General features: G+C 46.6%; 19 protein-coding genes. 5 read left to right on the top strand and 14 right to left on the bottom strand.

Annotated features, from left to right (window positions below; translation table 11 throughout):
- Positions 1–54: 54 nt before the first annotated feature.
- From soxC to GVN16_RS24680, 14 genes are all read right to left on the bottom strand, one after another.
- Positions 55–1,269: a sulfite dehydrogenase gene (gene soxC, locus GVN16_RS24745; RefSeq protein ID WP_166566658.1), complete on the bottom strand. Its 1,215-nt coding sequence runs from the start codon at positions 1,267–1,269 to the stop codon at positions 55–57.
- 2 nt (positions 1,270–1,271) lie between these two features.
- Positions 1,272–1,769, bottom strand: a complete 498-nt coding sequence (locus GVN16_RS24740; protein ID WP_229244353.1) for a c-type cytochrome — start codon at positions 1,767–1,769, stop codon at positions 1,272–1,274.
- Between the two features lie 108 nt (positions 1,770–1,877).
- Complete coding sequence (locus GVN16_RS24735) at positions 1,878–2,747, bottom strand: DUF1684 domain-containing protein (RefSeq protein ID WP_166566656.1); 870 nt, start codon at positions 2,745–2,747, stop codon at positions 1,878–1,880.
- Positions 2,748–2,775: 28 nt separating this feature from the next.
- A complete protein-coding gene (locus GVN16_RS24730; protein WP_166566655.1) occupies positions 2,776–4,512 on the bottom strand; it encodes a tetratricopeptide repeat protein in 1,737 nt (578 codons plus the stop codon).
- A 52-nt stretch (positions 4,513–4,564) separates the two neighbouring features.
- On the bottom strand, positions 4,565–6,022 hold the full coding sequence (locus GVN16_RS24725; RefSeq protein ID WP_166566654.1) for a RagB/SusD family nutrient uptake outer membrane protein: 1,458 nt from the start codon (positions 6,020–6,022) through the stop codon (positions 4,565–4,567).
- A 41-nt stretch (positions 6,023–6,063) separates the two neighbouring features.
- Complete coding sequence (locus tag GVN16_RS24720) at positions 6,064–9,237, bottom strand: TonB-dependent receptor (RefSeq protein ID WP_205748987.1); 3,174 nt, start codon at positions 9,235–9,237, stop codon at positions 6,064–6,066.
- A gap of 81 nt (positions 9,238–9,318) precedes the next feature.
- Positions 9,319–10,989, bottom strand: coding sequence for a hypothetical protein (locus GVN16_RS24715; protein ID WP_166566652.1), 1,671 nt, complete (start codon positions 10,987–10,989; stop codon positions 9,319–9,321).
- Positions 10,990–11,013: 24 nt separating this feature from the next.
- The gene (locus tag GVN16_RS24710; RefSeq protein WP_166566651.1) at positions 11,014–12,351 is read right to left on the bottom strand and encodes a DoxX family protein; all 1,338 of its coding nucleotides are present in this window, start codon (positions 12,349–12,351) and stop codon (positions 11,014–11,016) included.
- A 19-nt stretch (positions 12,352–12,370) separates the two neighbouring features.
- Entirely contained in the window at positions 12,371–13,708 is a 1,338-nt protein-coding gene (locus GVN16_RS24705) for a RagB/SusD family nutrient uptake outer membrane protein (RefSeq protein WP_166566650.1), read from the bottom strand.
- A 24-nt stretch (positions 13,709–13,732) separates the two neighbouring features.
- Entirely contained in the window at positions 13,733–16,777 is a 3,045-nt protein-coding gene (locus GVN16_RS24700) for a TonB-dependent receptor (RefSeq protein ID WP_166566649.1), read from the bottom strand.
- A gap of 552 nt (positions 16,778–17,329) precedes the next feature.
- Positions 17,330–17,623: a hypothetical protein gene (locus GVN16_RS24695; protein ID WP_166566648.1), complete on the bottom strand. Its 294-nt coding sequence runs from the start codon at positions 17,621–17,623 to the stop codon at positions 17,330–17,332.
- A 67-nt stretch (positions 17,624–17,690) separates the two neighbouring features.
- On the bottom strand, positions 17,691–18,818 hold the full coding sequence (locus GVN16_RS24690) for an acyltransferase (protein WP_166566647.1): 1,128 nt from the start codon (positions 18,816–18,818) through the stop codon (positions 17,691–17,693).
- A gap of 354 nt (positions 18,819–19,172) precedes the next feature.
- On the bottom strand, positions 19,173–19,550 hold the full coding sequence (locus GVN16_RS24685) for a VOC family protein (protein ID WP_166566646.1): 378 nt from the start codon (positions 19,548–19,550) through the stop codon (positions 19,173–19,175).
- 53 nt (positions 19,551–19,603) lie between these two features.
- The gene (locus tag GVN16_RS24680) at positions 19,604–20,809 is read right to left on the bottom strand and encodes a DUF6786 family protein (RefSeq protein ID WP_166566645.1); all 1,206 of its coding nucleotides are present in this window, start codon (positions 20,807–20,809) and stop codon (positions 19,604–19,606) included.
- A 161-nt stretch (positions 20,810–20,970) separates the two neighbouring features.
- Here GVN16_RS24680 and GVN16_RS24675 point away from each other — a divergent pair, with 161 nt between their 5' ends.
- The 5 genes from GVN16_RS24675 to fabF all read left to right on the top strand — a co-directional run bounded on the left by GVN16_RS24675 (position 20,971) and on the right by fabF (position 24,079).
- Positions 20,971–21,237 (top strand): hypothetical protein, encoded by a 267-nt coding sequence (locus GVN16_RS24675; RefSeq protein WP_166566644.1) that lies wholly within the window; start codon positions 20,971–20,973, stop codon positions 21,235–21,237.
- Positions 21,238–21,360: 123 nt separating this feature from the next.
- Positions 21,361–21,693: a hypothetical protein gene (locus tag GVN16_RS24670; RefSeq protein ID WP_166566643.1), complete on the top strand. Its 333-nt coding sequence runs from the start codon at positions 21,361–21,363 to the stop codon at positions 21,691–21,693.
- Between the two features lie 165 nt (positions 21,694–21,858).
- Positions 21,859–22,410: a TetR/AcrR family transcriptional regulator gene (locus tag GVN16_RS24665; protein WP_166566642.1), complete on the top strand. Its 552-nt coding sequence runs from the start codon at positions 21,859–21,861 to the stop codon at positions 22,408–22,410.
- Entirely contained in the window at positions 22,407–22,841 is a 435-nt protein-coding gene (locus GVN16_RS24660; protein ID WP_205748986.1) for a PaaI family thioesterase, read from the top strand. Before GVN16_RS24665 ends, GVN16_RS24660 begins: the two co-directional genes overlap by 4 nt.
- Positions 22,838–24,079 (top strand): beta-ketoacyl-ACP synthase II, encoded by a 1,242-nt coding sequence (fabF, locus tag GVN16_RS24655; RefSeq protein WP_166566641.1) that lies wholly within the window; start codon positions 22,838–22,840, stop codon positions 24,077–24,079. The genes GVN16_RS24660 and fabF overlap by 4 nt, the downstream gene beginning before the upstream one ends.
- Positions 24,080–25,053: the final 974 nt, after the last annotated feature.

Genomic DNA, 25,053 nt, shown 5'->3' with positions numbered 1-25,053 from the left:
ACGGTCCTTCTCCCCGTCCGACCTGACGGTCACGCCGGGCGGGCTTTTTCCTTATCATGGCTTAAAAAACACCCCTCCGTCTTTTCTGATCTGCCATGCTGTAATGGGATTCATGTGATAGCCGCCCATTTCACTGCCACGGGCTTCCACCAGCTGCTTTAAGGTAGGCTGGGTATAACCCGTTTCGTCACTCACCCTGCTCAGGATTTCCGTTTCTTCACCTTTCCATTGCCACAGATGCCTGAACCGCACATGGGCTTTGTCTAGCACCGGGTCCTGGAGTTCGGCCAGGTGCCAGTTTTTACCGGCGTCTGTGCTCACTTCTACTTTTACTACCTTGCCTCTTCCTGACCACGCCAGTCCTTTGATCTCTATCCATCCTTTTTCAACCCTCTGAGGATAAGAAGGATAAGTGATGATTGACCGGGCATCCATGTCATAGCTGAACATCCTTATTTTGCCGTCTTTAATGCCTTCAGTATACTTGGAGGTCTCTTCGCGGGTCATGTAGGGTTCGTCTGAAAGTTCTATTCTTCTCAGCCACTTCACGCTCGTGTTACCTTCCCAGCCGGGCAGAAACAACCTGACTGGATATCCCTGTTCCGGGCGAAGCGGTTCACCGTTCTGGGCATAAGCCAGTATGGCATCATCCCATCCTTTTTTGACGGGAATGCTGCGGGTCATCACAGCTGCATCGCTGCCTTCTGCCAGAAACCAGGTGGCATTGGGTTTGACACCCACTTCCCTGAAAATAGTGGACAGTTTAACCCCTGTCCATTCACTCTGGCTCGTCAGACCGCAGATTTCCTGCGGAGTCAGTGTATCTTTTCCCGACCTGAAATTGCCGGAGCATTCGAGGAAAGCAATCCTGGAAACCGACGGGAAACGCTTTAGGTCGGACAACTTAAATATCAGGGGTTTGTCTACCAGGCCATGGATCAGCAGTTCATGTTTTTCAGGGTCAATGGCCGGAACACCCGCATGATGCCTCTCAAAATGAAGGTCTGAGGGGGTGATCATCCCGTAAAAATCCTGCAGCGGTGATCTGGAAGAGATGTCCGAAAACTTCTTGACCGATTTCACAAAAGGCGACCTGGTCCCGACCTCTCCGGCGGCTGTCCCGAAACTTTTGGTGGGATCTTCCACAGCTTTCTGTATGATCTGTCCTTTGGCCGTTTGGGCAATAACAACAGCTGCGGCTCCGCTCAGCAAGCCGCGTCTTGAGATCTTCTGAGGTATTTTCTGAATGACTTCGAGTATTTTGTCCATGCTTATTTTATTTCTGGTCCTCCTTTTCTGTCATCGGGAACAAATAAATGATGAGCAGGCATCACCACCTTTGGCAATGTCCTGGCATTGATCACCGTTTTTTCTTCAATAATCTGATTGGCGGCCAGCAGGTAGGCCGTCAGGTGATATACTTCCTCATTGCTGAGTGAGCCCGGTGCATTAAAAGGCATCGCCCGGCGGATGTAATCAAACACCGTGGTGGCATAAGGCCAGTAGTTACCGATCGTTTTTTCTTTCCTTTTTCCTTCCTGGGCTTTGGTTGTCACCAGCGAGCCGTTTGGTCCGCCGATTCCTCCCTGTCCATGGCAGGCCGCACATTTGTTTTCAAAGATGAGTTTCCCTCTGGCTGCTAATCCGTTGCCTGCCGGCAATCCTTTCCCGTCCGGTCTGACGTCGATGTCCACACTGTCTATTTCAGCCTGTGTGGCTATCCTGCCCAGTCCGAAGCTTTTGGGAATAGTATCATAGTTTTCAGCCATAACTGTATCAGAAATGACCACTGCGTCTGATTGGGCAAAAGCCGAGATCAGCAACCAGGACAAGCCGGCCAAAGGGAGAATCAGTTTATTCTTCATTTTTAAAATTGATCAGTGATCCCCATGGTATTTTTCGCCCGATCTGATCGCTACTGCCAGCTTGTTTTCCTTAGTCGGAAGCGGGCAGGTGGCAAACGGTGTGAACGCACACGGAGGGTTATAAGCTTTATTAAAATCAAGATAGGTGAAGCCTTCTGCATCAGGACCTTTGGCGTCCAGGAACCTTCCGCCGCCATAAGTGTCATGCTTATTGGTCAGGTCACCGAAAACAAAATGCAGGCGTTCTTTGGAACCTACCGCTTCAAGGCTGTATTCTTTGCCATCGATTTTGAACTCCAGTTTACCCGGCGACTCCTGTTCGTAAGTACGGCCGGTGATGTCCGTGATGTTCAGTTTTTTGCCTGGGGTAGGGACAAACTTCGCCTTCACTTTCCAGTTCTGATCCAGCGGAAAGCTTTCAATACCTTTGAATTCTTTGAGATAAGGCCCTTCAAGATCTCTCAGGCGGATAGCGTATTTGTCGCCCCGCTGGATAATGAACCATCTCAGCGTTTTGTGTTTCAGGACCACCGGTTTACCGGTATAAGGAAACACCTCTGCCTGGCTTACCTTTTCATCGCCTTTCAGCACTTCAGAGCTTTTGGAAGATTCAAAACTAACCTTGCCGTTTTTCAGGATGACTTTGCCCAGAAACGCGTCACTGTGGTCCGCAGGAAAAACGATGCTGTTTTTCTTGTCGCCACCAATGGTGTTTTCGCCCTCTTCAAGCCAGAACAACCCGGCCAGGTTAAGCCAGCCTTCTTCGCTTTTCAGGCTTTCAATTCTCTGATTTTTCCAGTTTTTGATTTCCTCTTCATACGTATCAACCGTAAAAGCAGTAAAAAACAAAGAAATCACTAATAAAGACATGATGGTTTTCATGATGTAAAATGTTTAAATGAATAATATTTTATAGTGGGTACAGCGACTTGTCACCGTATTGGGTTATGGTATTCAGCTGATCTTTGAGGGCATGTGCTTTGTGCCCGTCGCCTTTGGCTTTGTAAACTTTGTACAGCCCCCAGACCGCATTGGCGGAGTTGGGATGCCTTTTCAGCAGTTCTTCATAAGCTTTAATCGCCTCCTCAAATTTGCCGGCTTTAAGATGTGTTTCACCCAGGCTGATCAGTACAGGTCTGGCATAGGACGGAGGCTCGCTATAACCCAGGTCATCTTCTTTCTGTTTTGCTTTTTTGAGCAGCTTAATGGCTTCATCATACTTGTTTTCAACACTTTTGATGAGTCCCTGCAATTCAAGAGAGGCCACATTGAGGTCGTTCAGCCTTTTGGTGGTAATCACGTCTTTGGCATTTTCCTGGTTGCTGTTTCTCCAGAGCAGAGCGTCCAGGGTGTAGGCATATTGCCGGGCTTCACTGATCTTGTTGTTTTTTACGGCTTCCATGCCCAGTGCGAAATAGTACAGACCTTCTTTGTAGGCGATGGCCTTGGCAGAAAACAGGCTGTCATTGTCAAGTTTGATCGCAGCCAGGCGGTCGGCCGCTTTCTGATAAAATCCGAAACACAATTCCATTTTAGCCGGGGCAATCACCCCCTGGTAAAAGAAACGGCCCTCATATTTCCTTTTACGTTCTTTCGAAGCTTCCATGTCCTGAAGCTTTTCAGCGTAATACAATGCTGTGGCATATCTTCCGTCCTCTGCACAATTAGACAGCAGATAATTGATGTTATGAATGTAGTTCCAGGTATCCACTTCCGGAATACGCTGTTGTTTCATATATAAAGAATCAGACTTCAAAGCAGCTGAAAACGCATCATAAGCCTTTTTGTATTCACCCAGCTTATAATACACATGACCGGGCATGTGCAGCAGATGGCCTGAACCTGTCGCAATTTTAGGCAGGAATTCGGCACTCTCCAGGGCTTCTTCCGGGCAGCAGTTTTCTTTCAGGTGTATCCAGTAGTGATGCACCCCGGCGTTTTGTGGGTGGGTGCGGAGGAGGTCTTTCAAAAGGTATTCTGCGTAGATCTGTCCGTCTCTCGGGTTCATTTTAGCATCATAGCCACCCATTTTGCTTAAGGCCAGGAACAATTTGGCGTCTACATCCTGTGGGTATTTGTGGACAATCAGTTCCAGTTTTTTCTGATAGGCTGCTTTTCCGCCTTCTTCGTCGGAGTCCCTGGCCAGGATAGCATCGGCGTAGAGTTTTTCTCTTTCTGTGGCGTCTTTCCAGAGTTGTTTCAGCTTGCGTACGGCCAGTTTCTGATCGCTTTTAAACTCATCTCCTTCAATCGCCCCGATGGCACTGTACAGTCCGTAATAAGGCATAATCGCTGCAGAATCATTCCTGATGGCTTCTTTAAAAGCCCTGTAGGCTTCAAAGTCCCAGAAACCATGCAGCAAGGCTATGCCCTGGTTAAAAAAGGTCTGGGTCTTTACCGACCGGGTGGTGATCTTAAAGTCGGCTTCACCGATACCTTTCAATATCTGCGGAGCAGGCAGGTTCGGGACATAAGGGGTTTCCTTGCGGTAATCCAGGATATGATTCAGGTGGTTGTGGGAGTCGTGACTGAAACCGTCATGGGCCTCCTGGTTTTGCTCTGTACTGTGCTGGTGTTCGCCTTGTCTTACCCTCTGGGCATACAGCCCGAAAGAAATCAGTAAAATGAAAAGGGTTTTGATTTTCATCAGATTTAAATTTTTTAAGCCACGGGAGGTCTCCTCCTGTGGCGGGACTTGATTATTCCAGCAATGATTTATTACTTGTGATTTCCGTGTTCGGTAAAGGGAAAATGTAATTCGGATCAGCAGGATTCACCGCAGGAGCCGACAAAGCGTTGCTTGATTTGGCCGGTAAAGGCAGAAGGTTACGCAGCAGGTCGTTGGACCTGAATCCTTCTCCAAGCAATTCGATTCTCCTTTCTTTCAGGATTGTATTGACCAAAGCCGTTTGCGTCGACACATCTTTATCCGGGAATACATAAGATGCATCCGAACGGTTTCTGACGGCTTTCAGCAGGTCTGCAGATTTGCTCAGGTCTCCCGTGCGGGCAGCAGCTTCAGCATAATTCAGCAACACTTCTGAGTACCTGATGATCGGCATATAGTCAAGGAACGGCGACGGCTTGTTGTATTTGGTCAGGAACTGTACACCAGAGGCTGTTCTTGAGAAAGTTCTCCTCAGGTCGGTACTCTTCCATTCCGTATCTCCCCAGATGCCCGCCGGGTTCAGGTTGTATTCCGCATTGGCGTTGAACACATAAGGGAAAGAAGTTTGTCCCGTTACATTGTCCAGCTCCGTCATCGGGGCCGACAGGATCGATTCTGTGCTGGTGTAATTGGTCGTGAATATTTCAATGATATTCTGCAGTTTATGATTTACCCCTGTCGATGCTGCATACGGAGCCTGGGTTGAAACAATCTTCTTCGCTTCTTCGATCACCTTGGCGTAGTTGCCTGAGTTCAGGTAAACCCTGGTTTTCAGGGCAATCGCAGAATTGCGGTGAGCCCTGGTCGTATTGAGCAAAGCAGTCGCATGGTTCAGCGGAAGGTCGGCTTCAGCCTCATCCAGGTCTTTGATGATCTGGGCATAAATTTCGGCTACAGAACTGCGTTTCAGGGCGTTGTTGGCAGTGCCGGTTTCAGCCAGCAGTCTCAAAGGTAATCCGGGAGAAGTACCTTTATTTTCGTTATAAGGGCGTGCATACAAGGTCACCAGGCTGAAATAACTCAGAGCACGGGCAAACTTGGCTTCGGCTATGTACTGTTTGGTCAGTGCCGGACTTACCACATTCGGGTTGTCCGTCAGTCCTTTGATCAGGATGTTGGCATTGTTGATGGTCGCATAGCCTGCGGCCCAGAAACCTGCGACAAAGTTCGATCCGGAATTTAACGTCTGGCTCCACGCTTCAAAAGCCGTGAAAGTATTGCTGGTCCGGTTGATGAATTCCTCTCCGCGGGCTTCGGTGTAGGTGTAGTAATTGCCACCATAAAAGTTGCCGTTTTTCAATGACCTGTATATCCCGTTCACAAGCCCCAGGATTCTTTCCGGACTGGCCGTTACATTGGCTCCGCTGATGGAAGTTTCCGGGGTAGGGTTCAGGTATTTGGCTTCGTTGCAGGCGGTAGTTCCAATAAGAAAAAGACCCAGAAATCCGCTGAGCTTTAAAATCGATTTATGTTTGATTGTTCGTTTCATTTCCTTTGATGTTTTATTTTTTGAAGCTTTGGACGGATGGTTTAGAAACCGAGGTTGAGACCCAGCGTGAATGTTCTTGCCTGTCCCACCGAGTTTTTCTCCACACCCGGCGTGGTATTGGAATTACCATTCACAGACGATTCAGGATCAGTACCTGTGTATTTGGTCAGCAACAGTAAGTTGGAACCCTGCAGATAGACCCTCGCAGAAGCAATGCCGATCCTGGTAAACAGCGACTTGGGCAACTGATATCCGAATGAGGCATTCTGAAGTCTCAGGAAATCACCTTTTTCGGCATTGGTAGATACCGGAAACGATGAACCGCTTGAAAGCTGGTCATTATAAACCAGGCGTGGAATATCCGTGATATCACCCGGCTTTTGCCAGCGGTTCAGGATTTCGGTCGAATTATTGTAAGCCCTCTGATCCAGTAAGGTGGCCCTTGTCCCGTTCATGACCACATTACCGCCTGAGAACGTGAAGTTGACACCCAGGTCAAAATCCCGGTACTTGAAATTGTTCGCAAATCCGCCATACCAGGTTGGCAGGGCATTTCCTATCAGGTAATAATCCGATCCTGTAATGGCCGGGGCTTTGGTGCCGTCGAGGTAAGTCCACTGGCTTTCTCCGGGAGCTACCACCTGGCTGAACTGCACTTTCTTACCTTGTCCGTTGATGAATATCCTGCGGCCGTTGTCCGGGTTCACACCGTCTGTCTTAGCACCGTAGATACTTCCTACAGAATAGCCGACACGGGTGATGTTCGTGGTTTCGTAAGCCACGTGGGTGGTGCCGATAATGTCCGTGTTACCCTCAGCCAGGGCAGTGACTTTGTTATTAAGCCTGGTGATGTTGAAAGAGGTTTTCCAGGAGAAATCACCTTTGCGGAGCACGGTCGCATTGATACCTAATTCAATACCCCTGTTGTACATGGAACCGACGTTTCCTAAAATGGCATTACCCGGGATACCTTTTGAAACTGCCTGCGGGGCACTCAGGATCAGACCGTCCACGTTGTTGTCAAAATACGTAAACTCCAGCTGTATCCTGTCGTTGAGCAGTCCCAGGTCAGCCCCGATGTTGGTCTGATTACTGGTTTCCCAGCCCAGGTTCGGGTTTCCTGCCTGCGAAATAGACCAGGTGGGCACACTGCCATACAATGAACCGCTGTAAAGTTCCAGAGAACTGAAGGCATCGCTCAGGTTACCATTGCCTACACGACCCCAGCTGGCACGCAGCTTCACGTTATTCAACACTGGATACAGAGCCGATGTCTTATAGAATTCTTCCTCAGACAGAGACCATCCGCCGGATATCCCTCCAAAATTCCCGAATTTTTTACCCGCACCCAGGGCCGAGTTACCGTCTCTTCTGAAGTTGAGCGTCAGGAAGTATTTCTTGTCCCAGTCATAGCTCAGACGCGAGAAGAAAGACAGGAACGACCTTTCCCCGATTTCGTTGCCGGTCGCTGAAATAGCCCCCCAGTTACCCTGGTAGTTTTCGAAGAAAGCGTCAGCTCCCTGGGTTCTTGAAGCTCCCCATGAAGAAAAGTCAAACTTCTGAAAGTCATAGCCCACCAAAGCAGAAACGGAGCTTTTGTCTTTAATGATCGTATTGTAAGATAAAGTATTGGTCCAGTTCCAGTTGTCTCTCAGAGCGGCAATGTTCGTGGCATTACCCCGGCTTGAGAAGCCGTTGCCCTGGATGGCACTGTCAAAACTGTAAGTGTCGGTATCCAGGCGGTCTACAGCATAAGTAGACGTGAAATCAAGGTTTTTATACAGGTTGATAACCGCTGCAAAACTACCGATGATACGGCTGTTTTGTGAAGTATAGCGGTTTTCTCTCAGTAAGGCCACCGGGTTACCCCAGTTGCTGATCACCTGGTTGTTGCCTATACCGATCGTATTTAAACTGGCCGGATTGATATTGTAAGATCCATCGGCATTGAAGGCCGGGACATTGGGCGACAGGGCAGTAGCCAGACGGGCCGCACCTACCAGGAAGAAATTGGAGTTCGGTAAAGAACCGGCATAAGGCGACTGGTTAAAGCTCGAGTTGTAAGAAACGCTTCCTTTCAGTTTCAGCCATTTGTTCACTTCCTGGTCAATGTTAAACCTGACCGATTTACGGTTAAATTCATTGGAAACCAGGAAACCGTTTTGTTTGGTGAAGTTGGCCGAGAAATAATAATTGGTAGCGGCTGTTCCGCCAGATACACTCAGGTTATGGTTCTGGGAAGTTCCGGTCTGGTAAATGTAATCATACCAGCGGGTATCGATCGGCTTATTCCGGGCATCGAAATTAGGGAAAAACAAAGCAGAGGCTACTTTGTCGTTGTTGACATTGCCTCCGAGGATTTTGGCGTTCAGCACCGCTTCATTTTTAATGGCGATGTACTGTTCGGCGTTCAGCAATTCCGGTAAACGCACCACTTCAGAAACGCCCGTCCAGGCCTCATAGTTGATTCTCGGCTTACCCGATTGTCCCCTTTTGGTCGTGATGAGCAAAACCCCCGCTGCGGCCCTCGAGCCGTAAATAGAGGTCGAAGCCGCGTCTTTCAGTACATCAATAGATTCAATGTCGGCCGGATTGATGTCCCCAAGCGGGTTGTTCGGCACAGCTGTGCTGGTTGATACGTTTCCGGTGTTGATCGGAATCCCGTCTACCACCACCAGCGGATAAGAACTCAGTGAAATGGAGTTGACCCCCCTGATCCTGATCACCGGCGGGTTGTTCAGTACGCCGTTGGGCTGGGCGATATTCACCCCGGCAGCACGACCTGACAAAGCCTGGTCGAAACTCTGGATAGGCCGTTCTTTGATGATATCTCCGGATACCCGCACCGCAGAACCCGTAAATTCAGCTTTGGTCTGAGTGCCATAACCCACCACCCTGACTTCGGAAAGTTGTTTCGCGTCTGATATTAACTCTATAGATAATATAGATTTATTGCTTATTTTTTTTTCAACCGGTAAATACCCGACAAAAGAGAAGATTAAAGTGGCATTTTCAGCAGAATTGAGTTTAAAATTGCCCTGTGAATCGGTGGTCGTTCCGATATTGGTCCCTTTCACGATAACGGAAACGCCGGGCAGGGCTTCACCGGATTCCTTGTCTTTGACACTGCCGGAGACAGCATTGGACTGCGAAAATCCCGGCAGGGGGAGATTCAGCAAAAGGAGAATCAGCAACAGTAAATTTCTTTTTTTCATAATGGTCTTTGTTTTCTTTGGTTTAATTGTATCCATGTAAAGTTTACCCTTCAGGCATTTACAGAAGGGTAAACAGTTTCTTTATTCGTACTTACCCGCTTCCAGTGTGCTTCTGGAAAGGGCATATTTTTTGGTATATCTGTCGAGGACGACATTAATGGAATCCTTGTTTTCATTAATGCCTGACAGAAGGACCCTGTTACCGCCATCAATGACGGTATATTTCAGGATCATCCTGTTGCGTTTTGAAGGACGGCTTTCAGACTCAATGCCTTTGGTACGGCGTCCTGAGCGGGCAATCGGATCAATTTTCGGGTCTTCAGGTCCAATGATCGCCAGGGCTTCTTTCGGAATCCAGTTATCCTGCTTTTCGTCCTTTTTCTGGCCTTCCGGACGGTTTCTTTCACCACGGCCGCCACCGTTGGCTGCCTGGTTACGGTTACCCTGGAACTCCCGGTTTTCCTGGTTCCTGGCTCCGCGATTTTTATCCTGGAGATAAAGCACCTGGTTAACCGTATCGGCTTCATAATAAAACACCCTTTGTCCGCCCGCTACCCCGGTGAGTTCAAACGTCCGCCCGATATCACGCATAGGAGCCCCGCCACCGTTGGAAAGGTCCAGTTCCACCGGCTTGTTGGTTTTAAAAGTCAGCGTAGTCCATTTTTCAAACGTAGCCTGCTGCCATCTGACGGTGTCCAGCGGCGAATAAGGGATGACCTGGTTATTGATCCTGAATTCGCTCACTTCATAATTACCCCGCAGGGCTTTTATGCCTTTCTGGGCCGGTTGTTTATAAGGGTCATACAGAAAGTTGATGATCGCCAGGTAAAGAAAAACCGGAAGGAAAAGCACAATGGTCACTGTTTTTAAAGTGATTCTTGTGATTCTTTGCCATGCTTTGTCAAAAACCGGGTAATAAGTAAAAGGAATCGTGAAGCGTTCTTTGATCAGCAGACTGTAAATTTTAGGTACGTAATCAATCAGTAAGAAAGCCGAGAACAGGACAAAATAAGAGCTGTAAACATGCACTCCGCCGTCATAGGCAAAGTTGACATAAACGATATCTGCCAGTGCTCCGAACAACAACACCGAGCCCCAGAAAGTGGTGGCTCTGAAAAACAGTAAAGCACCTGCGGCTACCTCAACCACCCCCGTAAATACTTCATACCACGGCACGATCCCGATAGAAAGCCAGTAGATTTTCTGTAAGGTCAGGTCTCCGAAATCAGTGTTCAGGATCCCCCACGACGGGTATGGCAGCTGGGTAGGGGTGAGTTTCGTAAAACCAAAACCGATGATCCCGATCCCGGCCCTGTAACGGACGATCACTTTGAGCCAGTAATACAGAAGGTTATATTCCCTGCGTTCTTTTTTGATAAAATAGGCAACGGCCGTCCAGATCAGCCCTACTGCAATGGCAAACACGAACGTGATCACCCATATGGCATAACCATTCAGCGGACTGCCGAAGAAGCGGTTGCCGAAGAAATCAAGTCCCGAACCAAAGCGGGCGATATCGTACAAGTCCCTGTAATGCAGATGCAGCCAGTCGAATGCGAAAATATCGGTGTACCAGTCCGGATTATTGGGCAGCGTCATGGCGATAAAAAAGACGAAGGCAATCCTGAAGAGAATCTTCTGCCACTCCGGCCACGGACCGGCTCCGACTACCTTCGGGTCGTTTTCTGAGGAGGTTTCAGGTAATTCCGCACCTAAATCCTCACGTTCTGCTTTTAAGTTTAAATCTGACATAATGATTGAATTTTTGATTAAGAATTACAAGGTTAAACCCCCTCTGCGGCCCGATTTCTTGGCTTCGTAGATCAGGTATTTTTTGTTGATTTTATTCAATACGGCGTAAACCGAGTCTTTTCCGGCTGTCACACCCTGAAGCACAATGGTAGAGTCATTCAGCCTGTTGAACGAAAGCGTCAGCTGGTCACCCGCATGGTTTTTGTTCCTGTTCTGAAGCAAAAGACCTGAATTAAGGCTGTCGACCCGGTATGAATAATAATGACGCCCCTGAGAACCGGCCAGTTCATAAATCCGGGATGAGTCATCCTTGAACAGTTCCTCGGTCGGCAGATTTTCGGGAACGACCGGCTTGTTAGACTGGATACTCAATGTGTTCCACTTTTCGAAAACCACGTTCTGCCATCTGACAGAATCGGTTTTTGAGTACGGAATGGACTGATTGTTCCATTTGAACTCACTGACATTGTACAAACCCTCTGTCCCGGCCAGCCCTTTTTCTGCCGGAAACTGGTATCCTCCCTTTTTATACCCTGCGTAGGTTTTGAAACCATAAAAAATGACAAAGAATAAAATGAATACCGATTTCAAAGCCAGGCGGTATTTGGCCCATTCTCCTGCAAAAACAGGCTTGAAGCGATTCGGGGCTGTCGGGATTTCCAGGGAAACCAGTTTGAAAAGACGGATGCCGTCAAAAGCAAAAAGATAAAGAGCCAGCGAGATCAGGTAAAAAGCATACACATATTCACCACCTTCATACGCAATGTTTGAAAAAGCCACATTACCGGTAAACGGAAGAATGATGAGTGTACCTATGGTGGTCGTTTTACGGTTCAGTAAAAGCAAGCCCCCGGCAATTTCGACCAATCCTAAAAACGACTGATAGCCAGGCACCACGCCTAAACCCAGCGAAAACAGTTTCCATGAGGTAAAGTCTCCGTAATCCGTGTTGAGATTGCTCAGAGAAGGTACCGGGGCCTGGATAGGGAAGAACTTCAGAAAACCGTAGGCGATCACCCCGATCGCCAGACGGTACCTCACCAGCACCCTGACCCAGTAATTAAGCTGGTCGTAATTGACCTCTTTTTTGTAGATTTTATCCCACAACAAAGTTCCTGCCGCAGCCAGAACGGCGATGATCAGCCAGTTAATGAAACTGTCATCCCCGGTAAATGACGGAGAATAGCGGGCCAGGTAAAAAATACCCTGGTAGTCGAACCAGTTGAAACTGAAAAGGTGCTTGAAGAACCTCAGGTCCAGGGGTAACACCTGCAGGAGGAAGTAAATACCGAAGAACCTGAAAAGGTTTTTTTCGGTATTACTCCACACTGCTTCAGGATCGCGTTGAATAGTTTGAGCCATAGTTATAAATGGTTAAGGTTTAATATCCGGGGTTTTGAACCAATGCCTTGTCGATCAGTAATTCACCTGAAGGAATAGGGAGCACCAGCCTGTTCGGGTCAGTTACGTTGAACACCTGTGCCGCACGGCCTGTCCTGACGATGTCGTACCAACGGTGTGGTTCCAGGGCAAATTCAAGCCTTCTTTCATTTTCAATATCCAGGAGGACCGCATCTTTTGAGGCAGCAGTACTCGGGCTGATGCCGGCACGGCTGCGGATCACATTCAGGTCTGTAAGGGCGTCGGCCAGTTTATCCTGCTGTGCACGTACCTCAGCCCTGATCAGGTAAAGCTCAGCGATACGGATCACATAAGTAGGGTCAGTAGCCGGAGTACGGTAATACAGGTTGCCATACCAGCGGTTCTGGTTGTCTTTGGCTACCAGGGTGCTGCGGTTGCCGCCTTTGGTGGCATCATTCAGCAAGGCCACCAGGGCGTCATTCGGTGCCCACTGACGGGTGCCTCCGTTGGTTTGTGGCTGCCATTGTCCTCTGTGGGTGTTGGTTTCATTGGCTGAGTAGAAGATCTCAAATACAGATTCCTGGGTGCCGCGGGCATCATTGGCGAAGAACGCACTGTAAGGTTTTACGGCCTGGAAAGTATTGTCAGACAATAGTTTGGCTGCATACTCTTCCGCTTTGGCCCATTCCTTCTGGTAAAGGTGATAACGGGAACGTAAGGCCCACACCGTCTTGCGGGTAGCTCTGAAACGGTCGGTCGTGGAAGGCAGCAGAGGTTCGGCCGTCTCCAGGTCTTTCAACACCTGGGCGTAGGTCTGGGCGGTGGTACTTCTGGCTATTCCCCTGTTCTGGGTAGGATTAGAAGTCGGTGTAACGATAAGCGGCACACCGCCCCAGGTACGGGCCAGGTCAAAGTAAGCCAGGGCACGGACAAAATATGCTTCCCCTACAATCTGGTTTTTCAGGGCTTCGGTCAGTAACGGATCTGTTACGCCCGGTACTTTGGCGATCACGTTGTTCGCCCGGTTGATGGTCCTGTAAATGGCGGTCCAGGCTCCGGAAATGGTGGCGTTTTCAGCATTCACCTTTTTATTGATGAATTCCTGTACCTGCGATTGTGAACCTGTCCATTGAATATTGTCGCCTGACAGATAGCCGATAGACTGGAAAGTAGTTCCGTAATAGTTGCTGTTGCTCAACGCTGAGTAAACCCCTCTGATGGCTGTTTCGGCAGAAGATTTATCAAAGATTGTCTGCGTATCTGAAATAGACTCAAGCGGTTGAACGTCCAGGTATTTGTCACAGCCGGTGGCTGAGGTGAGCAATACGATGTATAAAAGGTATTTAAATTTTTTCATTTTTCGATTATTTAAGATCTGAGATTAAAGCGTCACACTGATACCCACCTGGTAGCTGCGGGGCTGCGGAGGCGTTCCTAAGTCTATCCCCTGTGCATTTTGCTCACTGCTGGCACTTGACTCCGGATCAAGACCGGTGTATTTGGTCAGAAGAAAAAGGTTGGTTCCGTTGACATACACTTTCAGGCCGTCTGCCCTGAGTTTTCTGGCGATTTCTTTCGGAAGGTTATAAGACAGGTTCAGGGAGCGAAGTCTCAGGAATGAACCGTCTTCCAGCCAGCGGCTGCCGCCGTCACGGTAATTGTTCACGTTCACACCGTCAGGTCTTGGCACATCGGTGATGTCGCCCGGCTTTTGCCATCTGGCATTGTTACTCGCAAAGATGATCCTCGCCGCGTCTCTCGCACCACCACCTTCGCCGAAGAACTTGTTGTGGTTATAGATCTTGTTGCCATACTGGAATGACAGGAAAGCAGACAACTCAAAGTTTTTGTAAGATACATTGTTGGTAAGCCCGCCAAAGAATTTCGGCCAGATACTGCCCACAATCTGACGGTCAGCAACCGTGATCTGTCCGTCTTTGTTCACATCTTCATAGACGACGTTGCCGGTTTGCGGATCAACAGAAAGTTGTTTATAAACCCAGAACGAGTATAACGGTGTTCCCTGTTGCTGCAGGATAAGCTCGCGGCTTCCGTAACGGAGGGGGTTTTCCAGTTTTTCAATGTTGTTGACGTTACGGGCAATGTTGAAGCTCGTTGTCCAGGTCAGTCCGCCACGATCGTAGTTGACAGAGTTGATGTTCAGCTCAAATCCTTTGTTGCTGATTTCCGCGGCATTGCTCCAGTAGTTGGCAAAACCGGTGGTGCTCGGCAAAGCGAGCTGCAAAAGGCCGTCGCGGGTGTATTTATTGTAGTAATTAAGTTCGAAAGAAAGTTTTCCTTCCAGCACGGCCGCATCGATACCGATGTTGAACTGGTTGGTTTTTTCCCATCTTAAGTCCGGGTTGGCCAGTTGCTGCGGAGCAATACCCGGGTTACCCTGATACGGTGCACCGCCGGTCCACAGACCCTGAGCTGCAAAGTTCCCGATGCCATTCTGGTTACCCACGATACCATAGCTTGCCCTCAGTTTCAGGTCGGAAATGAATTTAACATCCTTAAGGAAGTCTTCCTGCTTGATTCTCCAGGCACCACCTACGGCAGGGAAATAACCCCATTTCCTGTCAGCTCCGAATCTCGACGATCCGTCGGCCCTCAGGCTGAAATCAACCAGGTATTTGCTGTTGAAAACATAGTCTGCTTTGGCAAAAAAGGACGCCAGGTTGCTTTTGCTCCAGCTTTGTGTACTGGTGGTGGTAGCGGCAGAAGAAATGATTTTGAAGGAGTTGTTGGCAAAACCACGGCCTTCCGCATAGGTCCTCGTCAGCACATCGCTCTGTAGGGTATTACCCACGATCAGACCAAATGAATGTTTGGTGCCGAATTTCTTGCGGTATGTCAAAGTTTGTTCATTCAGAAGAGAAGAGAACTGGCTGATGGACGAAGTCGCCAGACCACCCTGGGCTCCGAGTAAAAGGAAAGTATTCCAGTATTCCGACTCGTTGTAATTGTTGTAATCTACCCCCCAGCTTGTGCGGAGTTTCAGATTAGACAATAGTTCGGCTTCGGCATAAAGGTTTCCGATGTATCTTAAACTGGTAGAATTAACGTCATAGTTTTCAAGCAATAAAGTGAGGTTGTCAAAACCCGCTCTTCCGACCAGTACCCCTTGTTCATTGTAAGGCGACAGGTAAGTAGGGGTGTGCAGAGCTGCCTGAAGCAGACCTCCCTGCGGACCATCCCCGGCCCTGGCCTGGTTACGGTAGGTTCTGGTAAAGGTGTTGCTGACACCCACCTGAACCCTCTCATTGATTTTCTGGTCAAGGTTGACCTTGAAACTGGCCCTGTTGAAGGTAATCGGTTTGAGGATCGCCTCCTGGTCGTTGTATCCGCCACCGATGTAGTATTTCGTGGTTTTGGTACCTCCGGTAACCGAAAGGTCGTAGTTCTGCAAAGTAGCGGTTCTGAAAGCTTCGCCCAGACGGTCGTAAGTCTGCTGTTCTTCCGGCAATCCTCTTCCGCCTTCCGAAACCGGTCTGAAGGGACGGTTGGCTTCGGTTCTGTTCAGAGACGGGGTATCTTTACCCGTATTGATCCACCATTCGTTCACCAGCTGGGCGTGTTCCGGGCCGGTGGTAAGCTCCCATAGTTTGACGGCTTTGGCCTGACCGTAACTGGCGTTGAAATTGACTTTCGGGGCCTGGTCAAAATTACCTCTTTTGGTGGTGATCAGGATCACGCCGTTAGCTCCCCTTGAACCGTACAAGGCTGTGGCTTCAGCATCTTTCAGTACTTCAATACTCTGGATGTCAGAAGGATTGATGTCGGTGATCGGTGAGGAGGACTTTCCTCCTGTGCTGATGGTCTGTAAGCTGTTGCTGTTGACAAAAACGCCGTCAACCACATACAAAGGGTCATTGTCGGCGTTGATTGAAGTCGCTCCACGTACCCTCACATTGACAGTTTCGCCCGGCACACCGGTAGGAGAGGAGATCTGCACTCCTGAGACTTTCCCCTGTAGCTGTGCATCAAAACTCCCGACGGGAATGGCACTTACTTCAGAAGGATCGACTTTGGAAACTGACCCGATCAGGTTTTTTCTTTCCTGGGTTCCGTAGCCCACCACCACAATTTCGCTCAATTGTTTGGCATTGGCCAGAAGCCTTATTTCTATGGTATTGGTGTTTACCAAAACCTCTCTGGTGTCATATCCTATATAATTAACTATCAGGGTAAAAGGCAGTTTCTGGCCTGTCTTAAGGTAGAATTTTCCATCTGCATTGGTGATGGCCCCGTTGGTTGTGCCTTTGATCTGGATAGATGCCCCGATCAGGGGTTCTCTTGTTTTTTCATCCGAAACGATGCCTGAAAGCGTAGCATTAATGGTGGCTTCAGGGCTTTGTGCTGCTATTCCTAACGGAATCAATAAAATGCTGACCCATAATTGTAGTAAGAATTTTTTTTTCATTTACTTTGTATTGGTTAAATTAAAAATAAAGGGTGGGAGTATTGCCTTGCAATACCCCTTGAATCATTCCCCAATGAACCTTTTTTTAAGACCGGCCACTCTTGTTACAGCAGGAGTGGCGTTTTTTTTACGTACTATGTATATTCTTTCCTTTGGTTTTAGTCATACCTTTTTTTAAATTATTTACTGTGATTTTATGATAGATGCAGGCTATTCGTTGAGATGCTGATTACAGTCAGAAACCCGGAATTCTTTAGTCTATTAAAATGGTAGATTATGTAGACAAAAGTAGTTTTGTATTTTTTCAATTGCAAACAATTTTTGCTAAAATCTTTTTATCAGCAGAAAAACCGGATTAAATGTTACATTATAAGGATTTTATGGGATAAAACTTTGAGATGTGCACGCGGAGGTCGTTGTTCGTTTAAAAATATAAGTTACACATTACCAAGATGGCGATGGCTGAAATAAAACTTTATCAAGATAGAAATCCCGGATTTCTTATGCTGTTTATAGAACCGGGTTTCTTTCGCAGGTCATTTATCTTGTTATTCATTCTTTAAAACCAAGCCCTTTTTCTTCCAGAGCTTCTCTCAGTTTGGGGATAGAACCCGGACCCATGCCGTGCAGTTTCAGGATATCAGCCACACTCACTTCAGAAAGTTTTGACAAGGAAATAAGCCCTGCACCCTCCAGAGCCCGGCGGGCTGGTGCTGAGATGCGTTTAAGAAAAAGACTTTCAGGCTCCCGTTCCTTTTCACAGACCGGACAAACCGGGCAGGAACTGGTTTTATAGTACTGATGCCCATTCGGGCAGGTTCTCAGGTTTTTTTTGGACTTATCCATGGTACACAGTGGTTGAGATTGCTTTCAAATGTAGTGAATTTTTTGATGATGTGATATGACGTCTCTTTCATCTCAATACCCTGTCCCGCAGCCTCATAAAAGGTTTCTCCACCACCAGGTGTAAAATCCAGGCTCCAAGCACACAAAATACAGTACACAATAACAGCATCAGGTTACCAGTCTTCTCAACTCCCAGATCCAGGAAAATAACCTGGGTCATGTGAATAATGCCTTTGTGGGTCAGGTAAATGGCATAGGAGAGGGTCGCTATGAAAGTAGTGATCCCTGATTTCCATTGAAACAAAAAACTGGAAGGACTTACAGACCCGGCCACTAAAATCCCGTAACCAATGGCTACAAAAGTAAAACCTACGATTACGGTTGTTCGGGACTGGCTGTCATAAGTGATATGATAAGCTGCCGTCAGTGTCAGCAATCCTGCAAGCATCAGGAGATTGCCGTATTTTGATACCTTAGTCCACAAGTCCGGCAGAAACCGGTAAATAGCTGCCATCGAAACGCCTGCCAGAAGTCCGTCGAGACGGTTATAAGTAGGATAGTAAAGATAACGATACCAGTAAAGCCAGCTGTCTTCTTCCTCCATATGCGGGGCATAGAGATACTCCCAACTGTAGATTCTCACCGCAAAACCTCCCAGGAAGAGAAGGATCAGCAGCCAATAGGATTTTTTGAAACGACCGGAAGTTTGCAATACCATCAGGATCAAAGGCAGAAACAGGTAAAAATGCTCTTCCACACAAAGCGACCAGGCGTGGGAAAAGGTACCGGAGTCGCGTATGTTCATACTCAGGTTCTGGGTAAAAGTCAGGAACTTCCAGAGTGGAGGCAGAGCTTCTCTTTCCCTGAAAAACGGAAAGCAAAAGTAGAGAAGCAAAGTCACCCAAAAAGCCGGAAGTATCCTGAAAACGCGTTTCAGAAAGAAAATTCTGAACGAAATGGCTTGCCTTTCCCTGATCTGTGCAAACAACTGGGAAGAAATCAGGAAGCCGCTTAAGACAAAAAAGAGGTCCACACCCGTCCATCCGAACTGAACGAAGAAACCCATCCATTCCGGTCGTCCCGGTGTCATAATGGCATAGTGAAAAAGAAAGACCAGGAATATGGCCAATGCACGCAGATGATCAAGCCCGTGCAGCTTGTTTTGATGGCCCGGGGCCGGATTTAAGGATGTCATTTTTTATTTTGAGGTAAGCACGTTGGTTGCCGGAAAATTCCTGTTAGCTCCTTTTTTGAGGGAGAAAAACAGACGCTTTTCAGCTCTGCGAAAGTAGTATTTTTTTGTGAAAAACAGGGTGCGTTTAAGAAGGTTTTTTTCTAAGAAAAAAGACCTCAGAAAGTTATAATCAGTAGGAGGGAAATCCAGGCAATTAAAGTGGGGATAAATTTTCCGCTGTTTGTTTTTTTGGGAATAATTATAATTACTTTTTTAATGCAATGCTTGGAAAAGTCTCTTGTTTTCGGACAAAGTAACCAAGTTTAAGATTTAAGACCTGTCAGTAGTGACAGGTCTTATTTTTTGCCCTGTTCATCATTCCTCTATCCCCTCCGACACCCTGATATAATACCCGTTAATATCAAAGAAAGCAAATTCCCGCATGCCATAGTCGTAGCTTTCCAGGGGACTTATGATTTTAATACCTCTTTTCTGGTATTCGGTATAGATAGCTTCAATATCTTCTACAAACCAGATCAGGTTCAGACAGTTTTTGTCATTATTAAAAGTATCAACATATGCCGCGTCTTCTCCAAACAATAACCGCATCTCATCTCTTCTCAGGCCGCCGTCGACGGGTCCGAAAGTCCATTCCTCATAAAAGCCCAGCTGATCACGGTAATAATCCAGCGTTTCTCTCAGGTTACGGACAGGAAGGTGAACACCGGCTTTATGGAATTTTTTGGTTTTCATGATTTTAGTATTCCGGTAACAAGATCACCATTCGACAGGGATAAATCTGTTGTCTATTTTTTGAAAGCACTTTCAATGGTCTCGAGTTTTACACCCAGAACGGCTTCAGCTACTTTATTTAAAGCCTCTTTGTTTCCTTCAAAATGAAAGGTCCTGTGATGATGCACCATGCTTTCGCCTTTCTTTAATGTCCGGGTAGGAGAGTTGGATTCCAGCTCATAAAAGGGGCCCATTTGTGTGCCGTCTGCCACCGGGCCGTCATTATAGGCATTCATGGCATCACCTTTGAATGGCTCTTTGTGTATCTCCCAGGTTGATTTCAGGTAATCTGCCTTAGGGTCAAGGTCAAATTGTATAATTGTCAGAATACCTTTTTTTGCTTCGTAGCTACCTGCAACCGGGTGAGCAGAAGACGGTGAAATGCCTATTTTACTTCTGAATTTCCCGTCAGCCCTGAAAAAAATAAGACTGTCGCTCACCTTAAGCCGGTCAGCTGGGATGTTACCGAAGTAATTGCTTGTCAATCCTTCTTTGGCATGCTGTGCCGGAATCACCATTGTCGTTTCGTCGGACGGATTAAACATGCCCAGTATCCAGATGCCCAAGGTCCCGTCGGCTTTGTTCCAGTCGCTGCCTGTATTTTTGACAATGTTCTCTGTTTCAAAAGCTACGACAGAAAGACCTTTGAAGACTTCTGTCCGGAGTAATTTACTGATGTCTGCCTGACTCAGCACGGATATTTTACGGGTAATATCCAGGTCAAACGAATGTCCTGAGTAATTCTGGATTTTCGCTGCTTTGTGATAGGTGGCTGAAGAAACAGCCGAACTGACCAGGTCGAATTTATCTGTGTCTATCAGGGCAGGTGTTTGCCAGTGCTCAAAGTCGAAGGGATCCCCTTTCCTAAAATAAACCGAAAACTGTCCGCCTTCAGGTGAAAGCCAGAATCGTTCTTCTCCGCCGAAAGCATTGATGTGCGGATTGGTTTTACCACTTTCTATCAGGGCATAATTGATCCACCCGTAACTGTTTCCTGTGCTTCCTCCGGCGGTGCTGGTCATTACCCTTCCCTGGTAATCGCCGATGACGGCTATCCTGGCCGAATCATTGTCCGGGGCCTTGAGTACTAATACTTCTTTATATTTTTGGAGAAAGTCAAGGTCATGGCCAAAAGTGCCTCTGGCCGGGTTTTGTTCATTTTTACTGGTCTGGCAGGAACATAGGACAACAGCAAGGCAAAGGAATTTAAGCCGTTTCATAGGGTATAACTTTAAGGTAAAGCAATTTAACCAGATTATTTTAACAATTTATCTTAATAAAAGTAATTCTGTAAAAATGCTTTTATTAAGCCTCACGGCCCTCTTTTTTATTTGGTTTATTAGTATTATGTTTGGCCCATAATATCGCACAACATCTTAATATGGATCAATTAATACAACTCTTCAGAAAGCTTAATCTTTCAGAACCTCTGATAACAGACATACAGTCCAGGATAAAAATGTTAAGCGTAGCGAAAAAGACAAGGTTGCTATCTCCCGGCCAGTTGCAGGAAAACTTCTACTTTGTTTCTGAGGGCATAGTAAGGTCTTGGGTGACTTCAGGAGAAAGAGAGTGGACCAAAGCATTTTATTCGCCAGGTAGTTTCCTGGTTTCGTATGCGTCTGTTTTACTTCTTAACAAAATTTGATTTACAATATAAATCCGGTGAATTAAAATGAAAAAAATAATAAAATATCTGCTTTTCGGAATTATAAGCATTCTTCTAAAATCTTGTTTTTTGCATATTGATCCCGATGTTAGCACTGTTTACATGAAAGGAGGAGATTCTAAATCTCAAAGAAGCGACGCTATTTCAAGGCTGTATGAACATTACATTAAGAGTAAAAAGAACAGGGCGTATTATGAAATAGTGGCAAAAAAGGAAGACAGATTTATCTTAAACTATTATCCTGAAAAAAAATTGCTGACCTTGTGTACCGATCCCGGCAGCGGTTGGTCAGGTCAGTTTAAGAATGTGGACGAGGCTAAGTTAAAAGAACTGGTAGATTTAAAACTCACTTTTGACCAGATTAACAACGAAGAAGGGCCATTAGAAAAAAATGGCAAATGGGTTATCGTAAAAACGAACGGTACCCCTTCCTGAATAATAAAATACCAGTTTTCAAAGCGGAATTCATCATTGAATTCCGCTTTTTTTGTGCATAAAATCATCCTCGTCAGCATGCTTTCTAAGGATGAAGCCCTCAATGTGAAAAATAAATTTGCATATCTACTAGTAGGTAGGTAACTTTGTGAAAAAATAGTTTCTATGAACACAAAAGAGACCATTATAGAACTGGCAGACGAGCTGGTCAGGAAAAAAGGGTTCAACGCCTTCAGTTTTCATGATATCTCAAAAACGGTGGGTATCAAAACAGCCTCTGTACACTATCATTTTCCTACAAAAACCGACCTGGGCGTGGCGGTGATCCGAGATCATACAGCGAAACTGGAGACATTAAAGTCAAAACTTGAAAACCGGGATCCTTTGACGAAACTGAAAGGATTTCTTTCAATTTACGACCGGGCCAGTCATGAAAACAAGGTTTGTTTGGTAGGTTCCCTTGCGACTGATTTCAATACTGTGGATGAACGGATCAGGGAAGAACTCGTCCTTTTTTCGCTGTCTGTACTGGGCTGGGTCACCTCTATTCTGGAAGAGGGACAAGCTTCCGGAGCATTTCATTTCACGATACCCGCCCGTACCAAAGCCCTGATGATTATTTCAAACATGCTGGCCATTGTACAGTTGTCAAGACTGACAGGCCACGAAGATTTTATTACCGTCCGCGATACCATAATTGATGAATTGACAAAATGAACAAAGTATTAGCATTTTTAAAAGAACAGGTGGGCAAGGATGCCTACGCTTCGCCGTCTCCTTTGATGAGGTGGCTCAATCCGGTGATGCTTTCGGCAGAAGAAGGCTCCCTTTCATTTGAATATACCGTCAGGCCCGAAATGATGAATCCTGCCGGAACTTTACATGGAGGCATTACAGCAGCCATTGTAGACGATGCCATCGGTGCGACGATGTTCTCATTCGGAGAGCCGGTTTTTTATACTACCATCAATAATGTGATTGATTATTTCGCTCCCGCCCGTGAAAATGATAAAGTGATTGCTGTAACCTCGATACTAAAGAAAGGGAAACAGATTGTGAACGCCCAGTGCGAAGTGTGGAATGCGGACAAAAGCCGCATGCTGGCCAAAGGATATACCAATCTTATGAAAACTGAAATCAGAAAATGATGAAAAGAGTCGTAATTACCGGTCTGGGAGCCCTTACTCCCATCGGAAATAATGTAGAGGAGTACTGGAACTCGCTGATGGCCGGCGTGAGCGGAGCAGGTCCGATCACAAAGTTTGACGCGGAAAAATTCAAGACCAGGTTTGCCTGTGAAGTGAAAAATTTTGATCCTCTTATCGTATTGGAGAGATCAGATGTAAGAAAATATGACCTTTTTACCCAATATGCCCTTACCGTTGTTCAGGAAGCGGTGCAGCAGGCCGGCATTGATTTCGAAAAGCTCAACCGCGACAGGATAGGCGTCATCTGGGGAGCGGGTGACGGGGGTGTTTCTACTTTTGAAGAACAGCTCAGGGAGTACCATCTGGGAGAAGGTACCCCGAGGTTTAATCCCTTCTTTATTCCTAAAAGGATCATCAACATCGCTTCCGGTGTGATTTCCATCAAATATGGTCTCAGAGGGGTCAATTTTACTACGGCAGCAGCTTGTTCTGCCAGTAATACCTCCATTATTGAGGCCTTCAATTACATCAGATGGGGCAAAGCCGACATGATGATTACCGGAGGTTCTGAAGCTTCCATCACACCAAGTTCTATTGGCGGATTTAATGCTTCCAGGGCTTTGTCAACACTCAATGAAAATCCTGCTGCTGCCTCAAGACCTTTCGATACGCAGCGTGACGGATTTGTGCTGGGTGAAGGGGCCGGAGCCGTTATCCTGGAAAGCTATGAACATGCCATTGCCAGAAATGCCACAATACTGGCGGAAGTGGTGGGAGGCGGGCTTGCTGCCGATGCTTATCATTTAACAGGTACTCATCCGGAAGGTGATGGAGCTGTTCTGGGGATGACGCTCGCCCTGCAGGAAGCAGGCATTGAAGCTTCGGCCGTTGATTACATCAACGCTCATGCCACCTCAACGCCCACCGGGGATATCAGTGAACTGAAGGCAATGGCGAGGATTTTCGGACCTTCTGCTTCTGTTAGTGCTACCAAGTCCATGACAGGGCATTTGCTGGGAGGGGCCGGGGCCATTGAAGCGGTAGCAACGATCAAGGCAATTCTGGAAAACAGGGTTCCTCCGACCATCAATACTTCCGAGCCTGAGCCAGAATTTGTCGGAAAACTTGATCTGGTATTACAGAAACCAAAAGACAAAACTGTAAATTATGCCATGAGCAACACTTTTGGTTTCGGAGGGCATATAGCGACTTCTGTTTTTAAGAAATTTGAGGTGTAACGTTAACTTCTTCCGGATTTTTCCGCCTGAATCTTGTCAGACCAGCTTCTGAACGGATTCAGGCGGAAAATACACAAAAGAATCTCCGTAAATACTTCAGACGTAAAGAAATCCTTAACAAAAAGAACCGGCTGGTGCTTGTTTTGCGTTACCGGCCCGGGTAAAAAATAAAAAACTTTTTAAGCAGGGTCAAACGGCCTTTAGATGCACTCCTCCCATAAAAAAAGTCCGGATATCTACTGGTCAGCTATAGTAAATAGCTTCTGATTCTCTTGTTTTCTATAGTTAAGTGGCTCATTATTTGGATATTCTGCAAAAATAGATTAAGTTTGGTTACAATTGTATTTGTCAATATGACAATTATATAAAAGCCAAAACCCTTAACTATTTATAATGGTAAATTGTGATAACTGCCCGGATCTCTTCTGCCGGGAAATACCTTGGTGATTACAGCCGGGAAAATGACACAGGCAAGGATCTGGAAGCCCCATTCTGTTATAGGACAGGCATTCTGTGTTCCTGTTCATTTTGAAAAATCATTCCTGCGGATAGCCAGTTTATTGATCTCAAGCCGGGCCGTTTGCCTGCTGATTATTGTGAAGGTATCCGGTAATCATTTCCACAGAGTTTAATATTTTCAGGATTACGGCGTTATACATGCTGTTGCAGATTTTATTGACGTCTTTTTACAGGAAGACCGGAATAAGTAAGATGATCATCGTTTTTTATTGGTTTCTTAATCTTACTTGTTTATTTGTTAATAATTCCTGCAGAACGCTTTTAAACAGGGGCGGGTACTGACCCTGATGAAGGCTTTGCTGTGTTCTTTTCAGTGTTTCGGTTTTTGACCTGAAGAGTCGGCCTTTTTGAGATTTCGTTCTTTTTTGTTTAACTTTTCGAATTGACGTATAGCTAAATTGTTTAACAAAGAGGGCTGTAAAGCTCATTTTTTTTCGAATGAATTCTTCGCTTTT

Source organism: Emticicia sp. CRIBPO, assembly GCF_009905725.1.
Lineage (GTDB): Bacteria > Bacteroidota > Bacteroidia > Cytophagales > Spirosomataceae > Leadbetterella.
This window is presented reverse-complemented; position numbering and strand designations above follow the sequence as displayed.

Coding starts and splice junctions, on each gene's coding strand:
- soxC (WP_166566658.1), bottom strand. CDS start 1,269: ATGGACAAAATACTCGAAGTCATTCAGAAAATACCTCAGAAGATCTCA.
- GVN16_RS24740 (WP_229244353.1), bottom strand. CDS start 1,769: ATGGCTGAAAACTATGATACTATTCCCAAAAGCTTCGGACTGGGCAGG.
- GVN16_RS24735 (WP_166566656.1), bottom strand. CDS start 2,747: ATGAAAACCATCATGTCTTTATTAGTGATTTCTTTGTTTTTTACTGCT.
- GVN16_RS24730 (WP_166566655.1), bottom strand. CDS start 4,512: ATGAAAATCAAAACCCTTTTCATTTTACTGATTTCTTTCGGGCTGTAT.
- GVN16_RS24725 (WP_166566654.1), bottom strand. CDS start 6,022: ATGAAACGAACAATCAAACATAAATCGATTTTAAAGCTCAGCGGATTT.
- GVN16_RS24720 (WP_205748987.1), bottom strand. CDS start 9,237: ATGAAAAAAAGAAATTTACTGTTGCTGATTCTCCTTTTGCTGAATCTC.
- GVN16_RS24715 (WP_166566652.1), bottom strand. CDS start 10,989: ATGTCAGATTTAAACTTAAAAGCAGAACGTGAGGATTTAGGTGCGGAA.
- GVN16_RS24710 (WP_166566651.1), bottom strand. CDS start 12,351: ATGGCTCAAACTATTCAACGCGATCCTGAAGCAGTGTGGAGTAATACC.
- GVN16_RS24705 (WP_166566650.1), bottom strand. CDS start 13,708: ATGAAAAAATTTAAATACCTTTTATACATCGTATTGCTCACCTCAGCC.
- GVN16_RS24700 (WP_166566649.1), bottom strand. CDS start 16,777: ATGAAAAAAAAATTCTTACTACAATTATGGGTCAGCATTTTATTGATT.
- GVN16_RS24695 (WP_166566648.1), bottom strand. CDS start 17,623: ATGGATAAGTCCAAAAAAAACCTGAGAACCTGCCCGAATGGGCATCAG.
- GVN16_RS24690 (WP_166566647.1), bottom strand. CDS start 18,818: ATGACATCCTTAAATCCGGCCCCGGGCCATCAAAACAAGCTGCACGGG.
- GVN16_RS24685 (WP_166566646.1), bottom strand. CDS start 19,550: ATGAAAACCAAAAAATTCCATAAAGCCGGTGTTCACCTTCCTGTCCGT.
- GVN16_RS24680 (WP_166566645.1), bottom strand. CDS start 20,809: ATGAAACGGCTTAAATTCCTTTGCCTTGCTGTTGTCCTATGTTCCTGC.
- GVN16_RS24675 (WP_166566644.1), top strand. CDS start 20,971: ATGGATCAATTAATACAACTCTTCAGAAAGCTTAATCTTTCAGAACCT.
- GVN16_RS24670 (WP_166566643.1), top strand. CDS start 21,361: ATGAAAGGAGGAGATTCTAAATCTCAAAGAAGCGACGCTATTTCAAGG.
- GVN16_RS24665 (WP_166566642.1), top strand. CDS start 21,859: ATGAACACAAAAGAGACCATTATAGAACTGGCAGACGAGCTGGTCAGG.
- GVN16_RS24660 (WP_205748986.1), top strand. CDS start 22,407: ATGAACAAAGTATTAGCATTTTTAAAAGAACAGGTGGGCAAGGATGCC.
- fabF (WP_166566641.1), top strand. CDS start 22,838: ATGATGAAAAGAGTCGTAATTACCGGTCTGGGAGCCCTTACTCCCATC.